This is a genomic window from Paenibacillus sp. FSL K6-1217, assembly GCF_045040735.1.
GTDB lineage: Bacteria > Bacillota > Bacilli > Paenibacillales > Paenibacillaceae > Paenibacillus_AQ.
The window spans coordinates 4,768,781-4,789,879 of the sequence record NZ_CP150271.1; the positions used below are offsets into that span (position 1 = coordinate 4,768,781).

Consider the following 21,099-nt stretch of genomic DNA (forward strand, 5'->3'; position numbering starts at 1 on the left):
ATGGATTACGTACACTCTCTCACCTAGCCAATCTCCAGCGGAATCAGCGGCAGTCCGGAACAGGTTAACCGCTACCCCTTAGCCGCCTGACGTACCATAGGCTCGCGGCCTAAGGTTACCCGGTTCTTCCCCATGGCCTTGGACAGGTAGAGCGCCTCGTCCGCCTCGCGGTACAGATCCTCGAAGGTCACATCTGTGCGATCCGTAAAAGCAATGCCGATGCTCACCGTAAGCCGGATGTGATGCCCTCCATCCAGCTCAACGATGTGCTCGCCCATTGCGGTGCGGAAGCTCTCCGCCTCCAGCAAGGCCGCAGCTTCGCTGCCGGCGAAGAAACAGACGGCGAACTCTTCGCCGCCTACCCGCCCGGCAATCCCTTGGTTATGGTATACCTGCATAATCTTGCCCGACAAATCCACCAGCGCCTGGTCACCGGCCATATGCCCATATGTATCATTGATTAATTTGAAATCATCGATGTCGAACAGCAGCAAGGCCATTCCTGCACCGGTCTCCGCGGAATAATTCTGCACCAGCCTCATGAAGTGCCTGCGGTTGTACAGCCCGGTGAGATCATCCACCGTGGCCTGATGCAGCAGCTCCCGCTCATACCTCTTCTTCTCACTAAGATCACTGAATACCAGCAGCATCCCCGCCCCCTTCGCCCGGGCCTGCTCTGTGGCGATGAGCGCAACCCCATAGCAGGAGCCGTTCCGGCCGGGAGGCTCAATCTCGAACTGGCCTTCCCGCCGCTCCGCGTAACAGGCCGAGAGCTGCCCGTGCTGCCTCAGCAGCGGCTGAATGCTTGTGCCCATCCTGCTCTCCGGCTTCTCCTCCAGCAGCTCGGAGAGCATGGCGCCCGCCGCCTCATTCACATCCATTATGTAATCGTAGCGGTCCGTCAGGACGATGCCGTCCTTCATATTCTCGAAGATCTTATTCTTAGCCAGCGGATACAAGGACAGTCTGGGATCGCGGAACAAGGTGAGGTAGGCGGCCACGATGGGCGGCAGGTAGGTGAATGCCGTGAAGCCTGTAATCGTAATCCGCAGCAGCGGAAGCAGGAACACCGCCAGGACCGGAACCAGCAGACTGATTAACAGCAGCGCATTATGGCGGAAATAATATTTGGTTCCGTTCAGGAGAGAGATCGCCAGCAGATACACTGCATACAGTGCGAATAACTGATCATATGCGATGAAGATCATGCTTAACACCGTGGGCTTCAGGGCGATTCCGGTGACACCCGCCACCGTAGCCAATCCGACTTCGCTGCGCATCAGATGATGATAGGAATCCGTGAAGATCAGGAGCACATCCGCCGCCACGGGGATACACAAGTAAATTAGCCTCTTGGACAACCCCTCAGAGGAACGGGACACATACTCTTTAATCACCGCATAGGTAAAGATCGCACTCAAAAAAAGCGGGCCTTGCTGCACATTTTTCCACCATAGCTTCGCTTCAAAGGAACCGGATAGAATCTCTCCGGCCGTAGCCGCGAAGATCATGCTGACCAGCAGCATCAATATCCATAAATAGCATCTTCCTGGTGTGTGCCGGTGCTTGTAAGAACCGATGCCCATGTAGAGACTTAGAACGCTGCCCATTACCAAGTAGAACGGATAACCCTGCATCCACGGCATGTCATATTTCTCCTATTTTTGAGATTGATTTGCCTTATTATATCCTACTCTTTCTCACAAATGAATCATTCTTCCAAAAAATACTGCCTGTACCCAAAGTACCGGACGCGACCTGTCGCCCTGGTGTGAACGCAATCATCCGCTCCGTGCTGGTAATACTCACGAAGACCCTGCGGACAGCCCGCAGGGTCTTCATGAGATAAGCACAAGCAACAAGTGGAAACGGCTTTGCCGTCCTTTTAAAGGACGGTACCGGTTCAGCGAGAAATAGAAGGAAAATTCATCATGTGAAACATATAAATTCTTATATTTGAACAAAATCATCCTAACGGATGAAGGCTGCCAGAGCCTTCTCTCACCGGCCGCTTGTATAGAGTATTGTTGCACTTTTTGCAGGATTTCTCTATAAATGTTACTGCCTGAAGTAGAATGTTGCATTATTTGCACAAATTTCGGTGTTTAGAGCAAGTTAGCGCTGAATTTGTTGCATTTCTTGCAAGATTTCAGCATATACCGCTGCTATGGGGCAGTATTGTTGCACTTCTTGCAGGATTTCTCTATAAATGTTACTGGCTGTCAACCAAAAACAAAGAGGATATTCCTTCACCATCTGCATGGATGCGGGAATATCCTCTATAGCAATACCATTATTTCTTCTGAGCGAGACGTTGTTTGAACTTGTCAACGCGGCCGCCAGTTTCGGTATCTCTTTGTTTACCTGTGTAGAACGGGTGGGATGCAGAGCTGGAGTCTACACGGATCACCGGGTAAGTGTTGCCGTCTTCCCATTCCATCGTTTCACCGGATGATTTGGTGGATGAGCTCAGGAATTTGTAGCCTACGCTAGCATCGAAGAAAATAACCTGGTTGAACTTAGGGTGTATGCCTTGTTTCATTGTAGTAACCTCCTTTCCGTACTGATACAACTGATGAAGGGTATTGAAGCCATCTCTTGGTCTATTTGAACAAACCGTTTAGACAAAGGGAGATGCGTAAATCTTCCGATTTTTACACGCCATACTATCATACGTGAAATGAGCCACTGAGTCAAGAGCCTGTCCTAGAGCGATTTCACCATTCCGCCGTCGATCAGCAGGGACTGTCCGGTAATATACGTATTGGCAAATGAACCGAGGAATACCGCCGCCTTGCCGAACTCCTCCGGCGTGCCGGTTCTTCCCAGCGGAATCGCCTTCAGGGCTTCCTCCTGAATCTGTGCAAGCGTGATGCCCTGCGCGTCCGCCCGCTTGCCGTCAAGCTGGAGGATCCGGTCTGTGCCGATCCGTCCGGGGGCCAGGCTGTTGATCAGGATGCCCTCCGGGGCAAGCTCTGTAGCCAGGCTCTTGTTCAGCGCGCTCACGCCTGCGCGGAACACATTCGAGAGAATCAGCCCCGCGATAGGCTGCTTGATCGAGACCGAGCTGATGCTGACAATCCGCCCTCCCCCTGCGCTGCGCATATGCGGCAGCGCCTCGCGGATCAGGCGGACCGCGCTCATCAGCGTAAGCTCGAAGCCGCCGCTCCAGTCAGCGTCGGCCATATCCCCGAAGCTGCCGCCCGGAGGCCCGCCGGCGTTCGTGACCAGCACCTCCAGGCCGCCGCCGAATCCGGCGGCCGTCCGCACCGCCCGGGCGATCTCCTCCGGGCGGGTCACATCCAGCTCGGCCACGGCGACCTCCTGCCCCGTAGCCTCACGGATCGCCTGCCGCGCCTTCTCCAGCTGCGGCAGGCTCCGGCTCGCAATCGTCACCCGCGCCCCTTCACGGGCATACTCCAGGGCGGTCGCCAGACCCAGCCCCTTGCTTGCCGCCGCAACGAGCACCGATTTCCCCTCAAGACCCAAATCCATTGTCCAGTCCTCCTGTCAGATTGGTTGCAGGACTTCCTGCTCCCTCTCATTATACATCGTACTCCAGTTCCTTTTTGGCCTGGACAATGAAATCCAGCGGATTCTCGATGGTGTCTGCGGCATATTCCACCGCACCGATCTTCAGCCCCAGAGTAACCTTGTATTTGCCGGAGAATTCCGAGTCATTCAGCTCCTGCAGCCGCTGTTTGATCCGCTCAATGACAATCTTGGCTCCTTCCCGGTCCGTGAAGAGCAGGAGTCCCCAGGTCGCATCCTCCTTGTCCAGGAGATACAGCGCGTCATTGGTACGAATGCTCGACTGGCTGAGCTGGGAGACATCGTAAACGGCTTCAGACAGCTGCTCTTCCGGGATCAGACGGCGGATCTCATTCCAGTACTTCACCTTCACCACAAGCAGCGTCAGCGGGATTTTATAGCGGACCGAGATTCCGGTGAACAGGCGGGCGTCCTTTTGAAAAGAAATGCTGTTACGCAGATCTGTATTCTCATCCACCGCAGCCAGATTATTCGTGCGCTTCAGCAGACGTTCATTCTCCGCCTGCAGCTCGCGGGTGCTTGAGGTGAAGACCCACAGCACCACCGTAAGCAGCGGGGTCATAATCAGCCAGAAATACGTCTCTACACCGATGGATGCGCCTTGGGATACCGTCTGATAGACCACGTAGAAGCCGTAGCCGAAGACGAACGCCAGATTCAGCGTCAGGCCCGCCGTGACCGTGGTGAAATACGTGACCAGCGCCAGGATGAACGATACATTCAGAATAATAATGTTCTGGACGTAGTGGTCGGGTGAGCCCGCGATGTATACGATGCAGGCGAAGATCAGGACCAGAAAGGCCAGGAAGCCCAGATCCGAGGTCAGACTGCTGCGGTTACGTCTCACGCTTGATCACCACGTTTCTTCTTATGTTTGCGCAGCATCAGGAGCAGCGCCACCACCACCAGCGTCACGATCATCACCGCTGCGGTTACGAAGCCCAGCACATCGCCGCGCTCCATCACCCGCGAGACCAGAGAGTCCGGCGCGGCACCGGAGAGGGTCTTGAAGCGGTAGGCATTCACTGTGCCGTCCTTGTCCGCGATCACACCGTCACCGTACACCCTCCACCTGTCCTTCTCGCTCCCGATCAGCTTGGAGACTACGAAGTAGCTCTCCGAGCTGACCGCCGTGACCGCCAGCAGGCCTCGTCCGTTCTCATAAGGGGATTCCAGGAGCTGAAGGGTGCCGATGGCGGCTCCGTACTGCTCATCCAGAGCGATTTTCTCATTGGAGAGGAGTGTGGAGCCGTCTTTGTTGTATTTGAAGAAGAGCTTGCTGTTGTTGTCACGGATCACCTTGTTGTTCTTGAAGGTCCCGATGGCAATGATATTGTTGTCCTTCAGGTTACCCGCTGCTGCGTTATCGCTGTAAAAGTGGACATCACCGGTATTCCCTCCGGCAAATTGGCCCAGCATATTAAAGACATTGCCGAGACTCCGGTAGGTGTAATCGTCCCTCTCCTGCGGCAGCACTACCGCTACACGGTTGAAGATGCCGTCACGCAGGAACGGATACGGGTAATTGCTCAGCAGGAGGTCCGTGCGGTCCTTCGTGTTCAGGCGCATCAGCGATTCCTTGCTGATATAGGCCCAAGGCATCTGCTCCTTGTTAGGTGTGCAGAGCATGCTCGCAAGCTCCAGATCGAAGGCCACCGTAACAGTGAAGTTGCCGGAGATATTCAGACTCTGCGGCACACTGAGATTCAGCACATCACCGTTCGCCAGCTCCTTCGTCAGCTTCTTGCTGCCTATAGGCGTATTGTTGATGCTCACGGTTACCAGGGAACGGTTGAAATCCAGATTCGCCGCATACCGGAAATCCAGACTGATTCTGCCGTCATCCGCAATGGAGCGGTTGGACGGAAGGGAGACGAAATACGTCTGCTCCTGATGATTCGGCCCGTTCAGCTTGTCCCCCGTCTCCGTGAACGTAATGTTCGTGCTGATGGGCGGTGCAGGGTTCACTACATCGGTAGCATTGTCAACGACCTTCAGATCCTTGCGGAGCTGGCTCACCAGCTCCCGGCTGGCCAGCAGCCGTCCGGCCTTGATCAGCAGGCTCTCGTCCTTGGAGGTCACCACCAGCGTGGGCTGGGAATCCTTGTTCACCAGCTGAATGACCGCATGGGTGCCGAGGTCATCTGCCGTGCTTACCAGCCTCTTCAGCCTGTCCGGCAAATGATCATACATCGCTACCAGTACTACGGCACTCTTGTCCTCGATGGTATCCTCGCGGTAAGGCAACAGCGGAATGCTTCGGTCGTTCAGCGTGTTGCCTTTGGCGAATCCCGAGAGGGCGTAGGTGGCACTCTCCAGCTCCGCCCCGCTGGCTTTCTGCGGCACGGCGAGCAAGGCTTGTTCATTCTTCACCGTATCCATTCCCGAGAATCTGGCGCTGAAATCCTGAATGCCTCCCGTAATGTCTTTCGGTGTATAATTCACAGCAATGTTCGAGGTGTTGAACAGATGCAGCCAGCTGTCCTGCATATCATCGATGTTGCACAGCTGATATTCGCCTGTGGTAGTTCTTAAGCTTCCCTGTATCCTCAGCGTATTGCTGCCCTTCGTCAGGAACCCTCTGGGCGCTTCCACGCTCAGGCTCTGCTGCCCGTTATTGTCCAGGGACGGCCGGAAGGAGTAGAACGGGATGCCGTTCAGCGACAGCGTGACGCTCGATCGGGTATCCTCGCTGATCTGTGAGGTCTGGAATTGCAGATTGATCATCACTTTATCCACATTCCAGTAATCCATGACTGTGAAAAACTGCTGCTGGGAGCTGGACCCCTTCAGAGAGACATCGCTGCCCGTGAACAGTGTTTCATACGTGGCCCCAGCTTCACCGGGAAGCACCGCCGCCTGCGCCGCAGGGAGGTGAACCAGGAAGAAGGAGAGGCAGAGCAGCACTGTCAGTATCTGTTTTTTCATCATGTTCCGTATCTCCTGTCTATCTTATTTCTGGACCTCCGGCGCACTAATAACGCTCGGTTTTGTACCACTTGGCTTCCCGTTTGAAAATGACGTCTTTGAAATAGTTGTACAGCCCGTAAGCGGCCACTACCATCCAGAGCTGGCAATACGAGACATACATCAGCAGAATGATCCACAGGTTCGACAGGCTCATCTCGCCCTTCTCCGTGGTCAGGGTAACGAAGATCCCCACCACGAACAGCACAATGGCGAGCAGCCACAGGAAGCTGCTGAGTCCGGCGATGGTGGTATGTACATACCCCATGGCATGCAGCACGAGCAGAATATCCGAGGTGACCAGCGAGATCAGCAGCAGGAAGTAGATCGAGACATAATACAGAATATCGAAGCGGATCTTCGCCGCCTTCCGGTCAATGAGGAGCGGAAGGTTCTTCACAATGACATAGATATTGCCCTTCGCCCAGCGTGTCCGCTGCTTGAACCATACCTTCACCGTCTGCGGCTCCTGCTCCCAGGTGACTGATTTCGGCTGGAACTTAATCCGGTAGCCCATCATATAGATACGGAAGCTGATCTCCGTATCCTCGGCAATCGCCTTCACATCCCAGCCGCCGATGCTCTCGACAATCGTTCTGCGCATAATGAAGTTCGTCCCCGGGATCGTACAGAGCTTGAACAGCTTCCAGCGCCCCGCCTGCGCCATCCACTGGAAGGACAGGGTCTCGATATTAATGAACCGGGTCATCAGATTGGCATTCCGGTTCCGGGTTCTGAACTTGCCGATTACGGCCCCGAGGGAAGCATCATTTATAATCTCCGCCACCAGGTATTTCAGCGCGGTGCGCTCCGGCGTATTGTCGGCATCATAGATCGCAATCAGCTCCCCGCTGCTGCGGGTGAAGCCGATGTTCAGCGCATTGGATTTCCCCTTGCCGCCGGTGACGGCATCCGTATTGATAATGATCAGATTGCGCTGCGGATTGCGCTCTTGGATAGCGGCCAGCAGCTCGGCGCTGTTGTCTGAGGAATTATCGTTGATGACGATAATCTCATACCGGTCATGCGGGTAATCGAGTGCCAGCAGGGATTCCACCGTTTTGCTGATAACAATCCCCTCATTATGAGCAGGAACCATAATCGTAACCATGGGATGCTCCCCGGTAATCTCCGGCACCGGTTCGTTTTCCGTTTGAATGTAATACAGATACCCCGCTATAATCAGCATCACATTCACCAGCAGCAGTGACCAGATACAGATGACCGCGATCACCATCAATACGTCTGAGATCGTCATAGTATTCTCCTAAGCTCGCTATATTTTTCCGGGATCACTTGTTCAAATATTTCCTGCGGTACAGTCTGTAGCCGATAGTAAGCAGGCCGCCGAACAAGAGCAGCGCAGCCAGGATCACAATGATGAAGAATTGATTCTGCACGCTGAACAGCCTGTTGAAGCTGGTCGCCTGCTTCTCCTGATATTCGAAATCCACGGCGACTTCCCGCGGAGTATAATCGACATCCAGCGTGTTGCCGTCCACCCGGACTACACCAGCGGCAGACTCTAGAGTGTGCATGTCCGTACGGACTGTATGGGCCCCCTGCTTATAGTCTGCGAAGGTATACCATTCCGCATTCAGCTTTTGCAACATTTCTTCCAGCGCCCGCTCATCCTCCGGCAGATCCAGCGTAACCGCCGTATTCAGCGGGAGCTGCGGCATCGCCTTGCCAGCTCTGCCGATCCCCTGCAACAGCTCCGGCGGCATAGTGTATAGAGAGGAAGAGAAAGCCGCCGAGGTGTCTGTCTGCTCCATATAATGGGCCTCAGCGTCGGGGAAGAGCACCGCAGAGTTGAAGAACCCCATGCCTGCGGAAGAATATTCCTTGTCATACGTCCAGTAGCTCTCGGCTGCAACGCCTAGCGGTGCCACGCCCCCCTCCGCCAGCACATTGATGAACTGATTCATCTTCCCGCGCAGCGAACGGTCATTCGAATTGATTGGCGGTCTGACCGCCGGGGCATTGACAATGATGCTGCCGTTGCGGGACTGAACGGCTCTGAGAGCCTCCAGGTACCGCTTCATCGCGGGGAAATCTGTATTGGCGAACACCGGACGGACACTGGCGACGAATGGAATGCCGCTTCTGTACAGGCGGTCTGCCATCTGCTCCAGCAGATTCAGATCCGAGAAGGGATAGATCTCCTTGATTACCACGTACATCTGCGGCTCTGAGGTATAATGCAGCCAATCCTTCAGCACATAGGCCGCTGCTATGGCAGTGAAATCACCCTGCTTCAGATAAGGCAGATACGCGGACCGGCCGCTGCTTACCGCAAACGGTGCCTGCGCCCCCTCATCTGCGGAGGACCACGTTCCATAAGTACGACTAGCATCCGCAGCGGTTATATAAGGCATGCCTTCTGCCTCCAGCGGAATTCCGTTGAATCCGCCGATGGAGAGGCTTGCGCCCGCTCTATGCCATACCCCGGTCTTCAGCCGCAGCGTCTGCTGCAGCAGGGCAGACGGTCTATAGCCAACATGCAGCAGGGCCCCCTTATACCGGGCCGCCTCCTGAAGGTAGGCTTGATTCGTAATCTTGAGCTCATCATTGTTAATCACGGTGATTACACCGGAGTAGCCCTTCATGCCGCCCGGCTTATAAGAAGAAATAGGCTTCAGTGTAACCTGTGCGCTGTAGGCTGCAAGCAGCCGCTTCAGCTCGGCCACATTCCCTTCCTGGCCTGTGTTCTTGGCCAGGCTGTCGAACAGCAGCAGAATCCGCTGCGCCGGAGCCGGAGAAGCGGCAGCGGATGCCGGCCCGGCAGGCGGCAGCAGATACCCTGCCAGGAAGATTAACAGCACAATGACGATCCCTCTGCGTCTCACATGCCCACCCCTTTATTCAGTGCCGGATATTCCTTGAGCGGCCGTGCAGACGGTGCAGATGGTGCAGCAGGCACCGATCTGCGTGAAGAGATTCCGCGGCCGATTACGCTGGCTGCCGTCTGGAAGATGATCAGGTCGAAGGCCAGGGTGAACAGGAATTCATGCTTGGCAATATCCGCGTCGCCCGCCCCGATAATGGAGACTACGATACCCGACAGCCCGACCAGCATCGTCGCCAGAATGACAAGCAGACGCTGCATGCCCCGGAAATCCTGGGTGCGGACTGCCCGGACGAAGGATGGCATATAGACACCTATAGTTACGGCCATCCAGAGGAGAATGAAGGCAAACGGACGGGGAGCCAGCTTCTCCTTAAGCGTGCTGTACAAGGTGAAGAAATGGCTCTGCGCCCGGAACTCCTTGCCTGCGGACTGCTCATAATTCCCCATAGCGGCCGGCTTGATCTTGTAGGCACTCTCGGCAGCCGTATCCAGAATCGAGCCCAGCTCGTTCGGGTGGGAAGCATAATAGGTCAGAATGGAGACGAAGCCGTAACGGCTGTAGAAATTTTTATCGAGCAGCTCGGATTTCACATCCACCGTACCGTATTGGTCGTAGTACGTATTCTCTTTGAGAATCGCGTACTGTTCATTAATCCCGAAGGAGCCCAGAGCAGTCTCCGGGTTCTTGGATTCCATCAGCACCCCGCGCGTCATCGCATGGTACTGGTTAATATTCACGAATTCTTTGGAGATATTAAGATACGTCGCAATTCCGGCGAACATCATCAGACCGGCCGACAAGAGCGTGATCCAGCGGAACAGCTTATCCCGGCGGATCAGAATCAGCGGAACCGAGAGCAGGGAAATAACTATCCCCACCGGAGCATTCTGCTGCTTGGAGGTGGTCAGGATCAGGGTGCTGATCAGCAGGATCGCCAGCATGGCATAATCGTTGTACCGCTTCCGGTACAGCAGCAGCCAGGAGGCGAAAACCAGAATCATGGTAACCATCACCAGGCTCTCGCCGAAGAAGGAGCTGAAGTAGTTGGTGTAGCCCGTATCCCCGAAAATGAACACCGCAAGAACCGCGACCACCATCCCCCGCTTGAGTGACATTTTCAGCGTGATCGCTTCAACCAGCAAGTAGACTGCAGCAACGTAGAGCACGGTGTAGATTGCAGCCTGGAAGCGGATATCGAAGACTTCGCGGCTGAAAAACAGCTTGTTGACGAAGATCGCCAGCTTGATGAACAGAGACTGGGAGGAGACCACCATCGTGCTGTTCTCGTTAAAATATTGGAAGATTCCGAACTGCTTCACGAAATAGCCGAAGTACTGGCTATCATAGTCCGCAGCATTGAAATACAAGCCGTTGCTATATATAATCCGGTAAAAGTCTCCGTTATCTGCCATCCCGATATAAGGGGAAGTAAACAGCGAGATAAGCGTGACCAGCAGCACGCCAAACGCAGCGGCAAACGCCGGGGTAATCCGAAGGCCAGCTAATGTGATACCGGGCCGGGTGGATGTAAGCTCTAAGTTGTTTATCATTCCGATTCCCCTTTTGGTTATATTATGAAGCCTTATAGGAGTAAGCCAGGAGTGCCATCAGGTTGTCAAAAGAGTAGGCCTGCCCGGAGGCAGGATCACCGAATCCGCCGTACAGCGGACTTGCAGGATCTGTCACCCTGAATTCATTCATCCGATCCATACTGGACTGATAGAGGTCATCATCCTCCAGCACTGCTCCAATCATGGCTGTGAGCGCATAGACCGCCGTTGAACGGATATCATTAGCCGGCTTGCCCTCACGGGTATATTGTCCGTACAAGGTCCCCGCAGCAACCTGGGCTTTGATGTAGCTGATGCTTGCCGGCCTCTGACGGCCGGTCTCTGCCAGATGAAGAATAGTGAGCAGAGATTCTACCGAGTTGATGCCTTCAGAGCTGTATTGTCCACTCTTGTATTCGAAGCGGGTCTCATAGAATGGAAAAGAATCGGACAAATATCCCTCCTCCAAAATACCGCTCATATTCTTCAACAAATTATCCTGTAATTCGCTAGATATCGACAATTTCTGCAATACACTCAGATCAATATAACACAAAGTTACGAATCCGTTGACCACTTTCAAATAATTGTCATAGATGTCATAAATGTAACCTTTTTTGGTGTTGTTTTTATAGAAACGTTCTCCATATTTATCGGCGGCTCTGGTATATTCCGGCTGGTTAAATACCTGCCCTGCTTCATATAGCGCTCCGATCATCCGCAGGTCATCGACCGCTGCATTCACGGGATAACGCTTCTGCTGCCTGGGACTGTAGCGGTAGCTGAAGCCGCCCTCCATATCGAAGATTCTGCGTGCCGTCTCCCACTGCCGGTCGAACAGCTCCTGATTGCGGGTCCGGACGGCAGTCTCCATCAGGAGAGAGGCAGACTCGCTCAGAATCTCATGGCCGGTAGCCACCTCTGCCGATTCAGAGGTCTCTTGCAGGTTTGTATACACCCCATCCGGTCCTGTAAGCTGCGTATTAATGAAAGTAAATAATTCCTGCTGTTCCACTGTAGGCTCAGGTTGCGGCGCCTCATCCGGCCGGACAGTCCCTGTAGGAGAGGCTGCCGGAGTATACCCGGGAGAGGATGGCGCTGGCCGGGCCTGATTGCCGCCGCACGAGGTTAGCAAGAGCAGCGACATCCCCAGAACAGCAGCCTTGCTGTATCTGCTTCCCAATCGATCACATCCTTAAATGACAACTGACAAATGATTCATACTACTATAACGGTAATTATTGTCACATTATTTACTGTTTCTTCGAACATTATGTGTCATCTTCACATATTTCTCTTTTTTGCCTAAACCATAAAAAAAAGAGCTGCTCCGTCTCTTAAAGAACGGAACAGCTCTTATGGGTACTTCAGTAGCTCTCAGTATTGCCTCTAGCCCTCTTTAATCCTCCGGTACGTGGCCTCATCGGCGACGATGTAGAGTCTGGCCGCTGCCGGAATCGGCTGGTCCAGCTTACGGTTAATGCCCAGATCCCCGCGGTCCGACAGCAGGGTCGCCCCCTGGCGCAGCAGATCCTGGAAGGCCTCACCATAGGTTGTCCAGCCGCTGTGCCGGGGAATCTCATAGATATCATCCCCGTGCTCGCGGCTGAGCAGCTGGGTAATGACCTCAGAATTGCCCTCCTGCAGGGCAGAGCGGACGGCCAGTCTGGAGATGGCATCATGGGAGAGCACGAACTCGTTCACCTGCACATGCTTGAAGTTCTGAATATTCTTTTCCTGCATAATCTCTACGGTTGTATGTACCTGCGGGGCAATCCGCTCAATGCTGGAAGCGATCAGCAGCGACTTGCCGTCGCTCAAGGACGCTTCGTCGATACGGGTGTCGCTGAACACAATCGCCGCTCTGGCGCTCCCGATATTCGCCTTCAGCAGAATGTCATCGCTGGAAGCATCGCCGCTGATGAAGTGGACCTGCTCCAGCGATTCCAGCGGATGGCGTCCGTTCTCATCAATAATTACCACTTTGCAATCCTTGTCGTAACACAGAATCTCATCCACTGCCGCTTGTGTCTTGCGGTTCCAGTTAATCAGCACCACATGATTGTGTCCGTGAAAGGTCAAGGTTCCGGCTCCTCTCCTGCGCTGCATCTCGCCCATGGCATCGATAATCTTGCCGATAACCAGACTGAGCAGACCGATGCCAAAAATATATAAGAAAATCGTAAACACCTTGCCGGTGACAGTAGCGGCGAAGTAATCGCCATACCCCACGGTAGCCATGGTGGTCATTACCCAGTAAAAGGCGTTAAACCAGCTATGAAATGTGTCCGGCTCCAGCAGGAAGGCGATCGTTGCGCTCAGAAGAATGAATGCCAGAATAATAAAAGCAATGGACTTCTTCTTCAAATGAAGCAGCTTGCTGGATAATTGGATCAAAAAATGCAATGCCCATCCCTGCCTCCCGGGTGAATTGAACCGGCAGGCGGGCAGCCTCCACCGAATCCCTTACGGGATGCAGCCGCTGCCCGCCTGCCAGGCGGATCTTCCTAAATAATCAGACTGCTGACCGCGAAGGCCGTTCCGACGAACACCATGCAGAGCATCACGCCTACTGCTACATTCCCCTTCTCCAGCTGCTCTGAAATCCGGAAGCCGGGCGTGAACAGCTCGAAGATCCAGTACGAAGCGATCAGGCAGACATACCCTACCGCGAACCAGAGCATCATGAACCAGATGGAGGTATTCGTGTAGGCGGCAACGCCAAGAACGACCGCCGTAGCCAGGAACTTGCCGCCGAAGGCCAGCGCTACCGCAACATTCCCTTTCTTTAGCTCCTCCATATCCTTGAAGGGAGTCATGAGCGCGAAGATTACCATACCCAGTACTTGAAGCAGAACAATGGTCAGAATACTGACCACCAGATTAATTACGATCGTCATTTAGCCCACCCCCGAAATTTCGCATAGGCCGAATCATAGTCGGCGAAATCATGTACTTCCTCCAGCACCACAGAGGCCTTCTTCTGCTTCTCCAGCGCGGTATAGCGCTTGTCGTCAATCGGCTGCTTGATCCGGTTGCCGGAAGGCAGCTCCAGCACTGCGAAATTTCTCGTCTTGTTCTGATATTCCGTTTTGTACACGCCCACCAGATCCACATCCGTTGTGATGGAGACCTTGAGATTGGCCAGATCCTCCGTGGCCGCCTTCTGGTCGGCGTAGGACTTAAGCGTCGTCCAGGCGGACAGCTTGATCTCATTCTTCTGGTCAGCATCCGTCACCAGCTCGGCGTCCATGAACTGAAGCGTCCAGACGGTGTCGCCGGTAGCATAATTCCCGTCGTTGGGAAGCAGCTCATTATCCGGCAATATAGTCATATCGCTGCCGACCAGATCGCCCACCTTGCCTTCCACCACCCGGTAATCCCACGGTACACGGGATACATTATCGGTTGTATCGGTACCGGTATGAAATACGCTGTCGCTATTCGCTGAGCATGCACTCAGCACCATAACTGCCAGCAGCAGCACTGCAGTCAGCAGGGCACTCCGGGATCTGCGTCCGGCTGCTCGCCCCTCTCTATCCTTGAACATCTTCAAGCCCCCTCACTCCTAGCGCGATAAAATGACTGGCATTGCCTGTAATCGGCCCCCCGGCCCGGCCAAGCAGCCCGCAGGGCGTTCCATTAATGACGAACATGCCGGTCAGCAGGTGCAGCTCGCCTTCCGCCGTCATGATCCGGGCCATTTCGGCCCTTTTCTGATAGACCACGGGGAAAAGCTGGCTGCTGTCGTAGCCCTCTTCGTCCTCGATCTCAAGCGCGCCGCTGTCATCAAAGATCCGTACAGACCCGCCTTCCCGGCCGAATACCGATTTGGACACAAAGCTCTCCGAGAATACCGCCTTATTGTATGTCGGCAGGATGTACCGGGATATTGCCTCGCGCTCCGGCTCCGTGAACAGCAGGCCCAGCTCATACATTCCCCAGACGGCGGCCATCAGCCCCTTGGACTGGAGGATAATGCTATGCGGCCCGTTGAACAGCTGGAGCTTCCCGCTCTCAATGGCATAGGCCAGCGCATCGCCGCCCTCATCTACCGCCATCCACTCCTTCGGATACAGCGCGAACATCCGCTCTATGATCCGGTTCTCCCCGTCCTTGACCACACCCTCGTCAATCCACAGATCCAGGCAATCGACACAGCGGATATCCAGCCCGCTATGCGCGGCCAGCGCCTCAATCGTCCCGCTGTCCTCCTCATGGCTGCCGTAATCCACACAGGCTGCCGTGTCGGGGCGTTCCACGCTCCAGGCTGCGGCAAGCTGCTGCTTCATGGCCGCATTCGGGCTCCCGATGCCTGCTTCCGCGCAGATCCACGGCGTAGCAATCGACGCTTCCACATAGCCGGTCGGAGTATCCGCGTTCAGCTCCAGCAGCTTGATCGTACCGTCCCCGGCCACGGCAAAGTCGAACCGGGCATACCGGCTGATCAGCCCCGGTTCCGGCATAGGACAGTCATCCAGCATCTGCCACAGCACCGGAGGAATTCCCAGCAGGTCATAGAGGTCATGCCTGAGATGGACGTAACGCACGGCCTTATCCAGGATCGCCCACAGCGCTGCGGCGGCTTCCTTCAATTCCTGATAGGTCTCGCCGCGCATCACAGCTACCGCGTCCAGCCAATATTCTTCTTCCTCCAGATCGGCCCAGGTGAAGCCCAGCTCATGCAGCTTCTCTACCCGGGGAGCACGCTCCAGACCGGACTGGTCTATATACTCGAATGCCTGCTCCGCCCGGATCATCCGCCGAACCCGCTCTTGCCGGAGCGTACAGAGCTTTTGCCGGAGCTTTTACTGGAGCCGGATTTGGACTTGTTCGAGCCCAGTCCGCTGGAGGTACCGCCGATGCCGCCGGATTTGGACGAGGTATTCCTTCTGGTAATAGAGCCGGTGGAGGAGGTTGATGTCTTCGGCTTCACTACCGAGCCGGCCACCGGCTTGTTCTGGAACCGTCCGCTGTTGTAGGAAGGCGGCTTATAGGTATTCCGGGTCCCCCCATAATAAGTAGGCCGGTCATTGTACCAGCCTCTGGAAGAGTAGAATGAACCGCTGTTGAAGAGCATGTGGTACAGCAGCACATCATCCCAGCCGAAGCCCGAGTTATACCCGCCGTAATTGTTGATGACCGTGGTGCCGCCGGAAGTTACTGCCCCTTGCCCTTCCTGGACCTTCTCTTCCTGGTCTTCCGGATAAGGAATGCTCCAGTCTACATTCTTGTCGAAATATTGCTTAACCTCCTCGGTAGACCAGGAGACCAGCTTAGGCTCCTCTCCGCCCGTGCCGCTTGCGCCCGCACCTCCGGGAATGAACAACGCGTTAGCCAGCAGGGCAATGCCGAGCGAGGTGGATAATACGCGGACCGGTTTGCCGTCCGGCGTGAACAGCCTGCTTACTGCGGGTTCTTTAGCACTTTCGTCTTTTGCCAACTTGGGCCCCTCCCTTCCTTGTATTCATTCTTAATCCTCCGTACGCATAGGAACCAGCAGAAGCTCCAGATTCCCTTCATCCACATTCAGCCTTCCCTCTACCGCCTCGAACTCGCGGCCGCCAACGACAATATAATTGACATGCTCCAGAGCCGTAACCATATTCATGCTCCAGACGCGCTCTTCAATCCTTTGCAGGTCGCCTTCAGGCAGCTTCTCGAATAAGATGACCTTCATCCCGTTATCCATTCCTACTCCATCTCCTCTTGAATACTCGTATGCTTGTGATACGCTGCTAAGACGCCTTGCGTTTCAACTCCCGCAGCCTTGAATATGTATACCACAGGATATAAATAATAATGACATCAAGCCGTTGTGCAGTGGCAGGCTACGGACTCACAATACCTTCTGAACCCAGCTGTCCATCACCTGGTCGGGACGGATGCCCAGTTCCTTCTCCAGGAGCTCCTTGTATTGATCGTAGTGTGTCCTGAATCCGATGAAATCTCCCAGGTCGGCATAACTCCTCAGGATCAGCCTGCAGAGCTGGTCGGAATACGGATCTGCCGCCTGCAGGTCCAGCAGCCGCTCCAGCGCCAGCCGGGGCCGCCCGGAGGACAGCTCATATTCGGCGGAGTGCAGCGCCATGCGGATATACCGGACCTGCAGCTCCTTACGCCGGATCTCTGCCCAGTCGTAATGATGTTCTTGCAGGTAGTCTCCACGGTACAGCTTCAATATATGTTCACGGCGCAGCCATTCCTCTTCCGACTCCACAGGCGTACCGGCGTAACCCAGCTCGAACTCCTCGACATCCAGCAGCACCTGCTCCTTGGTCAGCCTGTACCGCTCCTGCGAGAACTCGACAAGCACCTCCATATCCCAGGCCTTCAGCAGCTTACGGATATGGTATACCGTCGTATGCAGGTTCGTTACGGCCTTCTCCGGCCTGAAATCGGGCCAGACGAGATCCACAATGGTGTCCTTGAGTATCCACTGGCCGCGGTGATGCAGCAGCAGAGCGAAGACCTCCTGCGCCTTGCTTGTTCGCCACTGCATTTTGCGCCCCGGCTCCGTGCTGTCCTTGAATTCCAGCCGGTGGAAGCAGAGGATCGACAGCTCCTTAACAGGTGCCGCAGCCGCCGGGGAAGGCGCCATCTTCACTTCAGAGCTCTCCCTGCCCACTTCCAGACGCTCCAGGGTTTTGCTTAACCGCTGGGAAGTCACCGGCTTCAGCAGATAATCCGCGGCATTGAGTTCGAAGGCTTCAATGGCATACTCGCTGTATGCGGTAATATAGACAATCCGGGTGCTCCGGTCCATACCGGCAATGTATTCACCGGCTTCCAGCCCGTTCATCTCCGGCATCCCGATATCCAGGAATACAATATCCGCCTTCTCCCGCTCCAGATGCGCAAGTCCCAGTCGTGCCGAGGTGTATTTCCCGGTAATCGTAAGACGCCCATCCTTCTCGAGCAGACGCTCCAGGTGCTGCAGAGCCGGCTTCTCATCGTCAATCAGTATTGCCTTCATCGGAAGACTCACCTCCTCTTCGTCATTCTCAGGTGTCTTTAGGTGGGGATGGTATACGAAATGGCTGTTCCCCTTCCCGGTACACTGTCTATATTCAGGCCCGTTCCGTACATCTTGAGCAGACGGTCCTGAATATTACGCAGTCCGATGCCCCCCTCTGTCCGCTCCTCCGAGAGGACCTCCGCAATCCTCTCCGGCGACATTCCTACACCGTCATCCGTGACCGCTACCTTCAGGCAGCCGGGCAGCAGCTCGACGCTCAGCCGCACCGTCCCTCCGGCCTCCTTCTGCATCAGGCCATGATTAACGGCATTCTCCACAATCGGTTGAATGCTAAGCGGCGGGACCATCGCCATCACATCCTCCGGTACATCGAACTCGATGCTCAGCCGTTCATCGAACCGCGCCTGCTCGAGCGCAAGATAGGATTTGACCAGTCCCAGCTCCTTCTCCATCGACACTGTCTGTCCCCGGTTCTGGAAGTCGAAGCTGCTCCGCAGATATTGGCTGAGGTCCAGCAGCAGCTCTGTGGCCTTGTCCGGGTCCACCGGACAGACCGAGATAATGGCATTCAGCGCATTATATAAGAAATGCGGCTTGATCTGCGCCTGCAGGAAGGCAATCTCCGACTGGACGGAGACCCGGATCGACTTGCGCATATCCAGCAGCGTCTGCATCCGCGCCTTGAATTCGCGCACCTCCACCGGCTTGCTTAGATAATCATTCGCTCCGGCCTCGAAGGCGGCGAGGATATCATCAGGGCGGCTGCTCGCCATGAGCACCAGGATGGGAAGCTCGGACAAGGTGAACCGTTCACGGATGGCCTTGCACAGCAGAAGTCCGGGAACCTCCGGCATTACCCAGTCAGCAATTACCAGATCAAGCTCAGGATGCTCCTGGATGATCTGGATCGCTTCCGCCCCGCTGCTGGCGGTAATGACCGAATGGTTCTCCAGCTGAAGGACACCCACCAGCACGCGAAGGTTAACGGGATCATTATCCACTACCAGAATAGAGCAGCAGTCCCCAGACGGCGGCGGTACAGATTCTTCTGCAGAAGGCGGGAACGCAGGTGAGGTCTCCCATCCGTTGCGCTCCCCGAGGTCTTCCTCCAGCAGTGCATGGCTCCGCTTCAGGACAGGCTGGGTGAAGCTGAAGACCGAGCCGTGTCCCAGCTCTGAATGCACCTCAATCTCTCCGCCCGTCAGCTCCACCAGCCTCTGGGTAATGCTCAGTCCAAGCCCGTTCTCCCGGTAGACCTTGTTCGCGGCAGGACCGCTTGGATCATAGGCATCGAAGATGGAGCGCAGACGCTCAGGCGCGATCCCGTTGCCGGTATCGGATATGATCACGGTAACATACTCTTCTTTAACCTCAGCAGACAGCGTTATCACGCCTTTAGGGGTATAATTCACTGCATTTGCCAATAAATTATGCAGAATCTGGGCGAGCCGCTGCTCGTCCGTCTCCAGCAGCGGAAGCTGCTCCGGCAGACTCAGGCGGAATTCCAGCTGGCTGTTGCCGTAGACCTGACGGGTGACCTCCATGATGGAAGAGGCTGAAGCGCGGAGATCGACGGCCTGCCGGCGCAGAAAGAGCGAGCCGTGATTCAGCTTCGCAAAGTCCGACATATCATGGATCAAAGCAGTAAGCCGCTTGCCGGTGGAGACAATGGTGAGCAGCTGATCCTGCTGGGCAGCGCTTATGGAGCCGGCTGTACCCTGCGCCAGCACCTTGGCCAGATTGACAATCCCCTGCAGCGGCTTGCGCAGCTCCTGCGAGGTATCCGAGATGAATTCATCCTTCAAGCCGTCGAGTGACAACAGACGTCTTGAGAGCTGGTCCACCTCCCGGAAGGAGGCCGCATATTGGCGGGTCATCAGGATCGCCTGTACGAACCCGAACAGGAGAATCTCATAGGAGATAATGAAATAGCTGAGGGACATGCCCATGAAGCTGACCAGATAATAAATGATAACCACGCTCAGACTCTCGATGCTGACCACCATCAGGAGCATATTCTTCGGATTGCGCCGGGTCCCCTGGACCATGGAGTAGAGCACGAATCCCAAGCTTACCGAGCCCCAGGTCAGCAGCAGAACCTCCAGATAGCTGAACAGATAGGCGGGGACGAAGACCGCAATCAGCAGCAGGAACACCGTAACCAGCCTGGAAGCCTTAATGACCCCGACAGACATAGGATAATTGACTGAATTGGCAACATAGCGCAGCAGATAATAATAGACCAGTGTGGAAGAGGCGAGCTGCAGCTTGAGTATAATCTCGTAAGGAAGTCCGGGCAGCGCCGCCAGGATGAGCTTCTCGCCATGGGTAGAAATATAGACAAATGCCGCCATGCAGAACAAGCCCAGATATAACGTGACGCCCCGGCTTTCCCTTACCTTGGAGAACATCAGCAGGAAGAGGGATAGAACAAAGAATCCGATCAGGGCAGCCCCGTCTACAAACAGGGCAAATTCCCTATGCTTCAAAATAGAGGTCTGATCCCCGATCACAATCGGCTGAACGATTCCTCCTGAGGAGTAGCTGTAGTTAGCCACCTGGGCAATAATCTCCATGGTATCCCCGGTGACCGGGGCGAACCCCATGAAGGGCACGTTATTCTGTCTGCCCCCGGAGGGCGAATCCGCCGGAATCCCGCTGCTGCCAATCTCCTGCCCGTTCAGATATACCTTGCCGGCGCTGCGGATGTTGCTGGTGCGCAGGCCATAGACCACCGCTTCCCCTTCGGCAATCCTGGCCTTAAGACGGTAGGTGGCGTACCCTTTGGCTCTAGGCTCCCCCTGCTGCGAGAGTTCATGGTTCCATTTCCCCGGAACCTGAATCATCGTAGAGACGGAGGGGGCCTGCCCGTCCCCGTTCTCCGGATGGAAATCCCCGGGCGACAGCAGCACATCGCGGTACAGCTCCCATTCTCCATCCAGCTTCATCACCCCGTCGGTACTGGCATCCCAGGTGCGAAGGTCAATCACGCCTTGGACCGCCTGCGGCCTTTCTCCCTTGATCTGCAGGGTATGGAACACGGAGAGCAGCGGAACACTCAACACCAGCACCAGACTGCCGAGAATACTCAGCCAATACTTTCTCATATCCTCTGCCATTCCCTTCTCGTTGTCATTGTATAAATTATACAACAGGCTCCGTTCATCTGAGCAAAAAAAAGCCGAGTTCCATTTATTTC

Annotated in this window: 18 protein-coding genes; all 18 read right to left on the minus strand. The window is 55.1% G+C overall.

Annotation, left to right across the window (positions count from 1 at the left end):
• Positions 1 to 71: 71 nt before the first annotated feature.
• Complete coding sequence (locus MHH28_RS20965) at positions 72 to 1,646, minus strand: diguanylate cyclase (RefSeq protein WP_405105178.1); 1,575 nt, start codon at positions 1,644 to 1,646, stop codon at positions 72 to 74.
• Positions 1,647 to 2,115: 469 nt separating this feature from the next.
• Positions 2,116 to 2,262, minus strand: a complete 147-nt coding sequence (locus MHH28_RS20970) for a hypothetical protein (protein WP_405105180.1) — start codon at positions 2,260 to 2,262, stop codon at positions 2,116 to 2,118.
• A gap of 31 nt (positions 2,263 to 2,293) precedes the next feature.
• Positions 2,294 to 2,542, minus strand: coding sequence for a type B 50S ribosomal protein L31 (locus tag MHH28_RS20975; RefSeq protein WP_036691962.1), 249 nt, complete (start codon positions 2,540 to 2,542; stop codon positions 2,294 to 2,296).
• A gap of 164 nt (positions 2,543 to 2,706) precedes the next feature.
• Positions 2,707 to 3,495, minus strand: a complete 789-nt coding sequence (locus MHH28_RS20980; RefSeq protein ID WP_405105182.1) for an SDR family oxidoreductase — start codon at positions 3,493 to 3,495, stop codon at positions 2,707 to 2,709.
• Between the two features lie 49 nt (positions 3,496 to 3,544).
• Positions 3,545 to 4,399 (minus strand): diguanylate cyclase domain-containing protein, encoded by an 855-nt coding sequence (locus MHH28_RS20985; RefSeq protein ID WP_405105184.1) that lies wholly within the window; start codon positions 4,397 to 4,399, stop codon positions 3,545 to 3,547.
• On the minus strand, positions 4,396 to 6,483 hold the full coding sequence (locus MHH28_RS20990) for a cellulose biosynthesis cyclic di-GMP-binding regulatory protein BcsB (RefSeq protein ID WP_405105186.1): 2,088 nt from the start codon (positions 6,481 to 6,483) through the stop codon (positions 4,396 to 4,398). The genes MHH28_RS20985 and MHH28_RS20990 overlap by 4 nt, the downstream gene beginning before the upstream one ends.
• A 43-nt stretch (positions 6,484 to 6,526) precedes the next feature.
• Entirely contained in the window at positions 6,527 to 7,777 is a 1,251-nt protein-coding gene (locus MHH28_RS20995; protein ID WP_405105188.1) for a glycosyltransferase, read from the minus strand.
• Positions 7,778 to 7,811: 34 nt separating this feature from the next.
• Complete coding sequence (locus MHH28_RS21000; protein WP_405105190.1) at positions 7,812 to 9,368, minus strand: hypothetical protein; 1,557 nt, start codon at positions 9,366 to 9,368, stop codon at positions 7,812 to 7,814.
• Entirely contained in the window at positions 9,365 to 10,921 is a 1,557-nt protein-coding gene (locus MHH28_RS21005; RefSeq protein ID WP_405105192.1) for a hypothetical protein, read from the minus strand. Before MHH28_RS21005 ends, MHH28_RS21000 begins: the two co-directional genes overlap by 4 nt.
• Before the next feature lie 22 nt (positions 10,922 to 10,943).
• Complete coding sequence (locus MHH28_RS21010) at positions 10,944 to 12,104, minus strand: hypothetical protein (protein WP_405105194.1); 1,161 nt, start codon at positions 12,102 to 12,104, stop codon at positions 10,944 to 10,946.
• Between the two features lie 206 nt (positions 12,105 to 12,310).
• Positions 12,311 to 13,327, minus strand: coding sequence for a potassium channel family protein (locus MHH28_RS21015; protein WP_405105196.1), 1,017 nt, complete (start codon positions 13,325 to 13,327; stop codon positions 12,311 to 12,313).
• 101 nt (positions 13,328 to 13,428) lie between these two features.
• Positions 13,429 to 13,821, minus strand: a complete 393-nt coding sequence (locus tag MHH28_RS21020) for a DUF350 domain-containing protein (protein ID WP_405105198.1) — start codon at positions 13,819 to 13,821, stop codon at positions 13,429 to 13,431.
• Complete coding sequence (locus MHH28_RS21025; protein WP_405105200.1) at positions 13,818 to 14,471, minus strand: signal peptide protein; 654 nt, start codon at positions 14,469 to 14,471, stop codon at positions 13,818 to 13,820. Before MHH28_RS21025 ends, MHH28_RS21020 begins: the two co-directional genes overlap by 4 nt.
• On the minus strand, positions 14,458 to 15,681 hold the full coding sequence (locus MHH28_RS21030; protein ID WP_405105202.1) for a glutathionylspermidine synthase family protein: 1,224 nt from the start codon (positions 15,679 to 15,681) through the stop codon (positions 14,458 to 14,460). The genes MHH28_RS21025 and MHH28_RS21030 overlap by 14 nt, the downstream gene beginning before the upstream one ends.
• Positions 15,678 to 16,364 carry a hypothetical protein gene (locus MHH28_RS21035; RefSeq protein ID WP_405105204.1) on the minus strand — a complete coding sequence of 229 codons (687 nt, stop codon included), beginning with the start codon at positions 16,362 to 16,364 and terminating at the stop codon, positions 15,678 to 15,680. Before MHH28_RS21035 ends, MHH28_RS21030 begins: the two co-directional genes overlap by 4 nt.
• 30 nt (positions 16,365 to 16,394) lie before the next feature.
• Positions 16,395 to 16,613 carry a hypothetical protein gene (locus tag MHH28_RS21040; protein ID WP_405105206.1) on the minus strand — a complete coding sequence of 73 codons (219 nt, stop codon included), beginning with the start codon at positions 16,611 to 16,613 and terminating at the stop codon, positions 16,395 to 16,397.
• A gap of 147 nt (positions 16,614 to 16,760) precedes the next feature.
• Positions 16,761 to 17,897 carry a response regulator gene (locus tag MHH28_RS21045; protein WP_405105208.1) on the minus strand — a complete coding sequence of 379 codons (1,137 nt, stop codon included), beginning with the start codon at positions 17,895 to 17,897 and terminating at the stop codon, positions 16,761 to 16,763.
• A 38-nt stretch (positions 17,898 to 17,935) separates the two neighbouring features.
• Positions 17,936 to 21,007, minus strand: coding sequence for an ATP-binding protein (locus MHH28_RS21050; protein ID WP_405105210.1), 3,072 nt, complete (start codon positions 21,005 to 21,007; stop codon positions 17,936 to 17,938).
• Positions 21,008 to 21,099: the final 92 nt, after the last annotated feature.